Source organism: Streptomyces sp. NPDC058662, assembly GCF_042716255.1.
GTDB lineage: Bacteria > Actinomycetota > Actinomycetes > Streptomycetales > Streptomycetaceae > Streptomyces.
In genome coordinates this window covers 1-9,977 of sequence record NZ_JBHXRU010000153.1, presented here as the reverse complement: position 1 = coordinate 9,977, position 9,977 = coordinate 1, and the positions used below count along the sequence as shown (strand labels likewise).

The following is a 9,977-nucleotide window of genomic DNA, read 5'->3' as shown; positions in this document are numbered from 1 at the left end:
CCGCCGCACCGGGACCCGACCGGCCCGGAGCCGTCCCGGCGGCGGCCGGGGGGAGGATCGCGGCGCCGCCCCACCCCGCCCGGGCGGCCGCACCCCGGGCCGGGCTCCGACCGGCGGGCGGGCCCGGCACGGGGCGCGCGGCCGCGGACCTGCCCGAGCCGCCGGACGGCAGCCCGCGGGAGGTGTACGAGGCCACCGCCCGCGCGGCCCGGCACCTCCTGGCGCGTCAGGACCCCGAGGGCTGGTGGAAGGGTGACCTGGAGACCAACGTCACCATGGACGCCGAGGACTTGCTGCTGCGCCAGTTCCTCGGCATCGGGGACGAGGACGTCACCCGGGCCGCCGCCCTCTTCATCCGGGGCGAGCAGCGGGAGGACGGTACCTGGGCCACCTTCCACGGCGGCCCGCCCGACCTCTCGGCCACCGTGGAGGCGTACGTCGCCCTGCGCCTGGCGGGGGACGCGCCCGACGCGCCGCACATGACCCGCGCCTCGGCCTGGATCCGGGCCCACGGAGGGATCGCCGCCGCCCGCGTCTTCACCCGCATCTGGCTGGCGCTCTTCGGCTGGTGGAGCTGGGACCACCTGCCCGAACTCCCGCCGGAGCTGGTCTTCCTGCCCCCCTGGGTGCCGCTCAACATCTACGACTTCGGCTGCTGGGCCCGCCAAACCATCGTCCCGCTCACGGTGGTCTCCGCGATGCGGCCCGTCCGCCCCGCCCCCTTCACCCTGGACGAGCTGCACGCCGACGCCCGGAACCCGTACCCCGCCCCCCGCCGGGCCCCGCTGGCCTGCTGGGAAGGCGTCTTCCAGCGGATGGACAGGGCGCTGCACGTCTACCGGCGGTTCGCCCCCCGCCGGCTCCGCAGGGCGGCCATGGCCACCGCGGGCCGCTGGATCGTGGAGCGCCAGGAGATCGACGGCTGCTGGGGCGGGATCCAGCCGCCCGCCGTGTACTCCGTCATCGCCCTGCACCTGCTCGGCTACGACCTCAGGCACCCGGTGATGCGGGCCGGACTGGAGTCCCTGGACCGCTTCGCGGTGTGGCGCGAGGACGGCGCCCGGATGATCGAGGCCTGCCAGTCCCCGGTGTGGGACACCTGCCTGGCCGCGATCGCCCTGGCCGACGCGGGCCTGCGGCCCGACCACCCGGCCCTGGTCAAGGCCGCGGACTGGATGCTGGGCGAGGAGGTCGTGCGCAGCGGCGACTGGGCGGTGCGTCGACCCGGACTCGCCCCGGGAGGCTGGGCGTTCGAGTTCCACAACGACACCTACCCCGACATCGACGACACCGCCGAGGTGGTCCTGGCCCTGCGCCGGATCCAGCACCCCGACCCGGGGCGGGTCGAGGCGGCCATCGCCCGCGGGGTGTCCTGGACCCTGGGCATGCAGTCGAAGAACGGCGCCTGGGGCGCCTTCGACGCCGACAACACCAGCCCGCTGCCCAACCGGCTGCCCTTCTGCGACTTCGGGGAGGTCATCGACCCGCCGTCGGCCGACGTCACCGCCCACGTCGTGGAGATGCTCGCCTTCGAGGGCCGCGCCGGCGACGCACGGACCCGGCGCGGCATCGCCTGGCTCCTCGCCGAACAGGAGCCGGACGGCGGCTGGTTCGGGCGCTGGGGCACCAACTACGTCTACGGCACCGGGTCGGTGGTGCCGGCGCTGACCGCCGCCGGCATCGCCCCCTCGCACCCCGCCGTCCGGCGGGCCGTGCGCTGGCTGGAGTCCGTACAGAACGAGGACGGCGGCTGGGGCGAGGACCAGCGCTCCTACCAGGACCGGTCCTGGGCCGGGAAGGGCGCCTCCACCGCCTCCCAGACCGCGTGGGCGCTGATGGCCCTGCTCTCGGCCGGCGAACGCGACAGCGAGGCCGTCGAACGGGGCATCGCCCACCTGGTGCGGACGCAGGCCGAGGACGGCTCCTGGGACGAGCCGCACTTCACGGGTACCGGCTTCCCGTGGGACTTCTCCATCAACTACCACCTGTACCGGCAGGTGTTCCCCCTCACCGCACTCGGCCGCTACCTGTACGGGGAGCCGTTCGCGTCCCCCGGGGCCCACGCGCCCCCGTACGGGGGCGCGTGATGGGCGCGCGCGGGCCCGGGCCGGCCGTCCCCGGCCCGCTGGTGGTCGCCTGCGCCCTGCGCATCGAGCGGGCCGCCCTGCGCGGTACGGGCCGCGGCGCTCCCGAGGAGTACGCCGTCCTGCGCACCGGCATGGGGCCGCGCGCGGCCGAACGGGCCGTGGAGCGGACGCTGGCGCGGCCGGGGATGGCCGGGGCCGCCGTCCTCGCGACCGGCTTCTGCGCCGGACTGGTCCCCGGCATGCACCCCGGCGACCTGGTCGTCGCCCAGGAGGCCCGGGACCCTCGCGGGACGGTCGCCTGCACCGGCACCGCCCTGCTCGCCGAGGCCCTGGCCCGGGCCGTTCCCGGCCGCACGGTGCACCTCGGCGCACTGACCGGGTCCGACCGCGTCGTCCGCGGCCAGGAGCGCGCACGGCTGCGGGCCACCGGCGCGGTCGCGGTCGACATGGAGTCCGCGGCCACCCTGTGGACCGCCGCCCGCGCGGGCGGGCGCCCGGTTGCGGCCGTCCGGGTGATCGTGGACGCTCCGGAGCACGAGCTCGTCCGTATCGGCACCGTCCGCGGTGGAATATCGGCCTTCCGTGTATTGCGCGCCGTACTGCCCGCGTTCTACGAATGGCACCGTTCTTCGCTGCTCCCCCGGAGGTGAGCCAGATGGCCATGCCACTGCGACAGTCCATCAGGGTCGGGACCTATCTTCTCGAACAGAAGCTCCGCAAGCGTGAGAAGTTCCCGCTGATCGTCGAGCTGGAACCGCTGTACGCCTGCAACCTCGCCTGTGAGGGATGCGGGAAGATCCAGCACCCGGCCGGGGTGCTCAAGCAGCGCATGCCGGTCGCCCAGGCGGTCGGGGCCGTGCTGGAGTCCGGCGCTCCGATGGTGTCCATCGCGGGCGGAGAGCCCCTGATGCACCCGCAGATCCACGAGATCGTCAGGCAGCTGGTGGCGAAGCGGAAATACGTGTTCCTCTGCACCAACGCGATGCTGCTGCGCAAGAAGATCGAGAAGTTCACACCGTCCCCCTACTTCGCCTTCGCCGTGCACATCGACGGACTGCGCGAGCGCCACGACGAGTCCGTGGCCAAGGAAGGCGTCTTCGACGAGGCGGTCGCGGCCATCAAGGAGGCGAAGCGGCGCGGATTCCGGGTGACGACGAACTCCACCTTCTTCAACACCGACACACCGCAGACCATCATCGAGGTGCTCAACTACCTCAATGACGACCTCCGGGTCGACGAGATGATGATCTCGCCCGCCTACGCCTACGAGAAGGCCCCCGACCAGGAGCACTTCCTGGGTGTCGAACAGACCCGTGAACTCTTCAGGAAGGCTTTCGCGGGCGGCAACCGGCGGCGCTGGCGGCTCAACCACTCCCCGCTCTTCCTGGACTTCCTGGAAGGGAAGGCCGATTTCCCCTGCACGGCCTGGGCGATCCCGAATTACTCCCTTTTCGGCTGGCAGCGCCCCTGCTATCTGATGAGCGACGGCTACGTCCCGACCTACCGGGAGCTCATCGACGACACCGACTGGACCAAGTACGGCCGGGGCAAGGACCCGCGCTGCGCGAACTGCATGGCGCACTGCGGCTACGAGCCCACCGCCGTCCTCGCCACCATGGGCTCCCTCAAGGAGTCCCTCCGGGCGGCCCGCGAGACGATCGCCGGGAACCGGGGCGCGTCGGCATGACGGCGCCCCCGGGAGGTCGGACGCCGAGCGCCCGGGGCGGGGGCTTCGACCTCGGCGCCCTGCTGGCCGCGCGCGGCGGGGAACGGTACGAGCTGCACGCCCGCCACCTCAACCACCAGCTGCCCCGGATGCTGCGCACCATCGGCTTCGACAAGGTCTACGAACGGGCCGAGGGCGCGCACTTCTGGGACGACGAGGGCAACGACTACCTCGACATGCTGGCCGGCTTCGGAGTGATGGGCCTCGGCCGCCACCACCCGGTGGTCCGCCGGGCCCTGCACGACGTTCTGGACGCCCAGCTCGCCGACCTCACCCGCTTCGACTGCCAGCCGCTGCCCGGGCTGCTGGCGGAGAAGCTGCTCTCGTACACCCCGCACCTGGACCGGGTCTTCTTCGGCAACAGCGGCACCGAGGCCGTGGAGACCGCCCTGAAGTTCGCCCGGTACGCCACCGGCCGGCCCAGGGTGCTGTACTGCCACCACGCCTTCCACGGGCTCACCACCGGCTCGCTCTCGGTGAACGGGGAGAGCGGCTTCCGGGACGGCTTCGCACCGCTGCTCCCCGACACGGGGATCGCGCTGGGAGACCTGGCGGCCCTGGAACGGGAGCTCGCGCGCGGCGACGTGGCGGCCCTCGTGGTGGAGCCGATCCAGGGCAAGGGCGTCCTCGCGGCGCCGCCCGGGTTCCTGCTCGCGGCGCAGGAGCTGCTGCACCGGCACAAGGCGCTGCTCATCGCGGACGAGGTGCAGACCGGCCTCGGACGTACCGGCGACTTCTACGCCTACCAGCACGAACCGGGCGTGGAACCGGACCTGGTCTGCGTCGCCAAGGCGCTGTCGGGCGGCTATGTACCGGTCGGCGCGACCCTGGGCAAGGACTGGATCTTCAAGAAGGTCTACTCGTCCATGGACCGGGTCCTCGTGCACTCCGCGAGCTTCGGCTCCAACGCTCAGGCGATGGCGGCCGGGCTCGCGGTCCTGTCCGTGATGGAGGACGAGGAACTCGTGGCCAACGCCCGCTCCACGGGCGACCTGCTGCGTGGGCGGCTCGCGGCGATGGTCGACGAGTACGAGCTGCTGCACGAGGTGCGCGGGCGGGGGCTGATGATCGGCATCGAGTTCGGCCGGCCGTCCTCCCTGGGCCTGCGCAGCCGGTGGAGCGTGCTCCAGGCGGCCCGCAAGGGGCTCTTCGCGCAGATGGTCGTGGTGCCCCTGCTGCAGAAGCACCGGATCCTCACGCAGGTCTCCGGGGACCACCTGGAAGTGATCAAACTGATCCCGCCCCTGATCGTGGACGAGGGGGACGTCGACCGGTTCGTCGGAGCGTTCCGGGCGGTCATGGACGAGGCGCACGGCGGTTCGGGGCTCATGTGGGACTTCGGCCGGACGCTGGTCAAGCAGGCGGTGGGCAACCGCTGACATCCGGCCGGTCCCGGGCCCGGCGCCCCGCTACGACAGCAGTCGGTCGCGGAGCCGGACGAGGGTCCCGGGTGTCAGCCCGAGGCCCTCGGCCAGGTAGCGCTCCACTCCGCCCCACTGCTCGTCGATGGTCTCGAAGGCGGCGGTCAGGTAGTCGGCGCGGGCGTCGAAGAGCGGGGCGAGCAGCTCCATCACCTCGGGAGTGCGCTCCTCGGCGGCGCCGCCGCTCCGGCGGATCCGGTAGCGGCGGTGCGGGGCGTTGGACTCCAGGTAGTCCGCGACGATCGCGTCGCGTTCGACACCGAGCGCGAGGAGGGTGACGGCGATGGCCAGTCCGGCCCGGTCCTTGCCCGCCGCGCAGTGCATCAGGGCCGGGACGCTCTCCTCGGCGAGGGCGTGCACCACCCGGCTGTGCTCGGCCGTGCGGTACCTGATCATCTGGCGGTAGGAGTTCGCCATCCGGGCCGCGGCCCGGCCGTCGCCGAGTACCGAGCGGAGCTGTTCGAGGTCGCCCTCGCGGACCATCTTCCAGAACTCCCGGCCGTCGGCGGGGTCCGAGAGCGGGATGTTGACGTTCCGTACGCCGGGCAGCTCGATGTCGGCGCCCTCCAGGGAGTGGTCGGCGGCGTTGCGGAAGTCGAAGACGGTGTGGAGGCCGAGCGAGGAGAGGAACTCCGCATCGGTATCGGTGGCATGCGCCAGATGTCCGCTTCGAAACAGTCGTCCCGGCTTGACCCTTCGCCCGTCCACCGTCGGCAATCCGCCCACATCGCGGAAATTACGCACACCGGACAACTCCGGCTCGGGCTGCGGCTGTGCGGGCGGCGCCGGGGGTATCTGCTGGGTCACGGGAACTCCTCCGCTGTGTGGTGGCGTGTCCGAATTGGGCTACTTGGCACTAACTTGCCGTAGGCGGCGGCCAGATCGCGCGCCTCCCCGTGAGCCAGATCATACGGTGACCGTGCGTGCCTGATCGCGGAAGCCGAATGGCCCAGCCAGGACGGTTGTTGCCGCGGCGGAATGGACAGAGGGTGACCGGAATTCCGTCGATCCCTCACCCCCGGGAATCCGTCCGGGAATTCATGGCTTGTTACCTGCGGTCGGACTGGATTACCTTCGCGATCGATCCGGGTGGACCGCCTAATCCTGCCGCCTCCCGGAAACCGCACCCGACTATTCACGCGCGCGGCAGGAGCGGGGGACCCAGGTAAGCCGCTGTCCGGATCTTCGTATCCGGACAGCTCGGGGTGAAGCCGTACATGTCTCGCACATGGACGGCCGGACATCTCCAGTCCGAACCCGACAGCTCACCTCGTAGGCGACGGAGAGGAATTCGCCATGCCTGCAAAGGGTAAGCACCGCCGTCCCAAGTCCCGCTCGATATCGCGCGGTCTCGCCGTCGCCGGTACCGGCGGCGCCGCCCTGGCGCTGCCGCTGATGGGCGCCGCCGGCGCCCAGGCGGCCGGCGCGCCGGCCGCGGCTCCCGCGGTGGTCCCCGCCGCGGCGCCGCAGCTCCAGGCCGCGGCCCCGGTGGCGCCGCAGGCGGTGCCCGTGACGGCGCAGGCCGCCCCGACCGTGTACACGGTCGTGCCGGGCGACTACCTCTCCAAGATCGCCGTCGAGCGGCAGCTGTCCGGTGGCTGGGAGCAGCTGTACGCCGACAACCGCGAGGCCGTCGGCTCCGACCCGTCGCTGATCCACCCGGGCCTGCGCCTCACGCTCGGCGCGCCGGGCAAGGCCGCTCCGACGCAGACCGCCCCGGCGCCCGCCGCGAAGTCCTCCGACAAGGCCCCGGCGGCCGGGAAGGGCGCGGCGGCCGAGAGGGACGAGCCCGCCGCGGCCCCCGTCCGCAAGCCGCAGCCGAAGCAGCAGCCCCAGGACGCCGGCACCCCGGCCGGCTCCGCGGCCGGCTCGAACACGGTCGCCGCCGGCGGCTTCGTCGCCCCCGTCAGCGGCGGGGTGTCCACCCAGTACCGGGTCGCCGGTGCGATGTGGTCCTCCGGCTACCACACCGGCCTCGACTTCATGGCGAGCTCCGGCACCACGGTCAAGGCCGTCGGCGCGGGCACCGTGGTCTCCGCCGGTTGGAGCGGTTCGTACGGCAACGAGGTCGTCATCCGGCACGCGGACGGCAAGTACTCCCAGTACGCCCACCTGTCCTCGCTGTCCGTCTCGTCGGGCCAGAGCGTCACCGCCGGCCAGCGCATCGGCCTCTCCGGTTCCACCGGCAACTCCACCGGTCCGCACCTGCACTTCGAGATCCGCACCGGCCCGTCCTACGGCTCGGACATCAACCCGCTGAGCTACCTGCGCTCGAAGGGCGTGACCATCTGACGGCACCCGCCGTCGGAGCGCTGACACGCGTGGGGCCGGGACCCGAGGGGGGTCCCGGCCCCACGCGCACTTATTCCTGGTCCCCCGGGTGGTACAGATCACGGTCCGTCAACCCCCCATTACGTTGGCGTAGGTCGTGCACGAGAGTGAAGGATGGTGTCTCGTGGCAGCGACGACGACGAAACTCAAGACCATCGGCTCGTACGCGGCGATCGGGGACAGCTTCACCGAGGGTGTGGGGGACCCGGGACCCGGGGGCACCTATCTCGGCTGGGCGGACCGGTTCGCCGTCCTTCTGGCCGACCAGCGCGACGAACACGACTTCCGCTACGCGAACCTGGCCGTCCGGGGGCGGCTCCTCGACCAGATCGTGGCCGAGCAGGTGCCGAGGGCCAAACAGCTCGGCCCGGACCTGGTGACCTTCTGCGCGGGCGGCAACGACATCATCCGGCCGGGCAGCGACCCGGACGACGTGGCCGAGCGGTTCGAGGCGGCCGTGGCCGACCTCGCCGGCTCGGTCGGCCAGGTCATGATCACGACCGGCTTCGACACCCGGGGAGTGCCCGTCCTGCGGCACATCCGGGGCAAGGTGGCGACGTACAGCGCGCATGTCCGCGCCATCGCCGACCGGTACGACTGCCCGGTGCTCGACCTGTGGTCGCTCAAGTCCGTCCAGGACCGGCGGGCCTGGGACGGCGACCGGCTGCACCTGTCGCCCGACGGGCACACCCGGGTCGCCCTGCGGGCGGCACAGGTGCTGGGCCTGGAGGTACCGGCCGACCCCGACCAGCCGTGGCCGCCGGAGCGCCCGCGCGGCTCGGTGGACGTGACCCGGGACAACATCCAGTGGGCCCGCGAGCACCTGGCGCCGTGGATCGGCCGACGGTTGCGCGGGGAGTCCTCCGGGGACCACGTCGAGGCGAAGCGGCCGGACCTGCTCCCGCTGTAGCCGGCGGGGGCCGGTCCGCGGGTACGGGGGCCGGGCGGCTGTGGCGGGGGCGCCACGGCGGTAGCTGTGACGGGGGCGGCACGGGGGCCGGGCGGCTGTGACGGGGGCGACGCGGGGGCGCCGGAGCGGACGGCGGCCGGAACCGGAATCCTTCGGGGCCGGTACGCGTTGGGATGGTCGTAGACCCACGACCGTCCTGCCACCACCCTCCCAGGAGGCGCTTTGACCGGCTCCCGTCCCCTGCGTCCACGGCTGCGCGCCCTGCGGCCCGAAGCCTTCGGCGCGGACCCGTCCGGCGCCCGGCTGGAGCGGATCCACCGCTCACCCCACTTCGCCGACGGCGTCTTCCAGAACCCGGTGGGGGCCCGGACCAGGCCCTCGGGCTCGATGCGGGAGTTCGCCAAGGTCTACTTCCACAAGGAGCAGCGGGTCCGGCGCATCCCCGGCGCGCCGATCCCCGTCTACCCGACCACCCTGGCGGAGCTTGCGAAGCCGCCCGCGAGCGGACTGCGCCTGACGTGGATGGGGCACTCCAGCGTGCTCGCCGAGATCGACGGGCGCCGGGTGCTCTTCGATCCGGTGTGGGGCGAGCGCTGCTCCCCCTTCCCCTTCGCCGGCCCCAAGCGGCTGCACCCGGTGCCGGTCCCGCTGGCCTCGCTGGGCCCGGTCGACGTGGTGGTGATCTCCCACGACCACTACGACCACCTCGACCTGCCCACGATCAAGCAGCTGGCCGGTACGGACACGGTCTTCGCGGTCCCGCTCGGCGTGGGCGCGCACCTGGAGCGCTGGGGCGTGTCCGCGGACCGGCTGCACGAGCTGGACTGGAACGAGTCCGTGAAGGTGGCCGGGCTCTCGCTCACGGCGACCCCCGCGCGCCACTTCTGCGGACGGGGCCTGCGCAACCAGCAGCACACCCTGTGGGCCTCCTGGGTCGTCCGCGGCGACGAGCACCGGATCTACCACAGCGGGGACACCGGCTACTTCCCCGGATTCGAGGAGATCGGCGCCGCGCACGGCCCGTTCGACGCCACGATGATCCAGATCGGCGCCTACTCCGAGTACTGGCCCGACATCCACATGACCCCCGAGGAGGGCATGCGCGCCCATCTCGACCTCCAGGGCGGCACCCCGCACGGCACGATGCTGCCGATCCACTGGGGCACCTTCAACCTGGCCCCGCACCCGTGGGACGAGCCGGGCGAGGGGACCGTCGCCGCGGCGACCGGGGCGGGCGCCGCGATCGCGCTCCCGGTGCCCGGCCAGCCCTTCGAGCCCGGCTCCGCCGACGCCCCGAGCGCCCCGTGGTGGCGACCGTTCGTGGCGGGTGGACCCGCGCCCGGTCCCGTCGGGCGCGCGCCGGCGGCCCCGCCGGTCGAAGCCCGCCCGACCGGCACCGCGGAGCCGGAGGCCGTCGGATCCTGACGCGGGGCACGATCCGTCGGCCCCGCGGCCCCGCGGCCCCGCACGCTCCCCGCACGGCGCGCGACCGGCCCCCGGCC

The 9,977-nt window shown here is 73.0% G+C and carries 8 protein-coding genes and 1 riboswitch; of the genes, 7 read left to right on the top strand and 1 reads right to left on the bottom strand.

The features are described from left to right. The first annotated feature begins 56 nt into the window (after positions 1 to 56). The 4 genes from shc to ACFWUQ_RS30035 are packed head-to-tail and all read left to right on the top strand — an operon-like array spanning position 57 to position 5,192. Complete coding sequence (shc, locus tag ACFWUQ_RS30050; protein WP_384544312.1) at positions 57 to 2,087, top strand: squalene--hopene cyclase; 2,031 nt, start codon at positions 57 to 59, stop codon at positions 2,085 to 2,087. Next, positions 2,087 to 2,737 (top strand): 1-hydroxy-2-methyl-2-butenyl 4-diphosphate reductase, encoded by a 651-nt coding sequence (locus ACFWUQ_RS30045; protein ID WP_384544310.1) that lies wholly within the window; start codon positions 2,087 to 2,089, stop codon positions 2,735 to 2,737. The genes shc and ACFWUQ_RS30045 overlap by 1 nt, the downstream gene beginning before the upstream one ends. Before the next feature lie 5 nt (positions 2,738 to 2,742). Next, the gene (gene hpnH / locus ACFWUQ_RS30040) at positions 2,743 to 3,774 is read left to right on the top strand and encodes an adenosyl-hopene transferase HpnH (protein WP_384544308.1); all 1,032 of its coding nucleotides are present in this window, start codon (positions 2,743 to 2,745) and stop codon (positions 3,772 to 3,774) included. Further along, positions 3,771 to 5,192, top strand: coding sequence for an aspartate aminotransferase family protein (locus tag ACFWUQ_RS30035; protein ID WP_384544306.1), 1,422 nt, complete (start codon positions 3,771 to 3,773; stop codon positions 5,190 to 5,192). The genes hpnH and ACFWUQ_RS30035 overlap by 4 nt, the downstream gene beginning before the upstream one ends. Before the next feature lie 30 nt (positions 5,193 to 5,222). Here the strand turns inward: ACFWUQ_RS30035 and ACFWUQ_RS30030 are convergent, their stop codons facing one another. Beyond that, entirely contained in the window at positions 5,223 to 6,041 is an 819-nt protein-coding gene (locus ACFWUQ_RS30030) for a tyrosine-protein phosphatase (protein ID WP_384544304.1), read from the bottom strand. Between the two features lie 288 nt (positions 6,042 to 6,329). Then, positions 6,330 to 6,526, top strand: a riboswitch (cyclic di-AMP (ydaO/yuaA leader). A 4-nt stretch (positions 6,527 to 6,530) separates the two neighbouring features. Between ACFWUQ_RS30030 and ACFWUQ_RS30025 the strand changes: the two genes are divergently transcribed. The 3 genes from ACFWUQ_RS30025 (at position 6,531) to ACFWUQ_RS30015 (ending at position 9,900) form a co-directional block, all read left to right on the top strand. Next, positions 6,531 to 7,526: a peptidoglycan DD-metalloendopeptidase family protein gene (locus ACFWUQ_RS30025; RefSeq protein WP_384544302.1), complete on the top strand. Its 996-nt coding sequence runs from the start codon at positions 6,531 to 6,533 to the stop codon at positions 7,524 to 7,526. A gap of 163 nt (positions 7,527 to 7,689) precedes the next feature. Then, positions 7,690 to 8,475, top strand: coding sequence for an SGNH/GDSL hydrolase family protein (locus tag ACFWUQ_RS30020; protein WP_384544300.1), 786 nt, complete (start codon positions 7,690 to 7,692; stop codon positions 8,473 to 8,475). A 222-nt stretch (positions 8,476 to 8,697) separates the two neighbouring features. After that, complete coding sequence (locus ACFWUQ_RS30015; protein ID WP_384544298.1) at positions 8,698 to 9,900, top strand: MBL fold metallo-hydrolase; 1,203 nt, start codon at positions 8,698 to 8,700, stop codon at positions 9,898 to 9,900. Positions 9,901 to 9,977 lie beyond the last annotated feature (77 nt).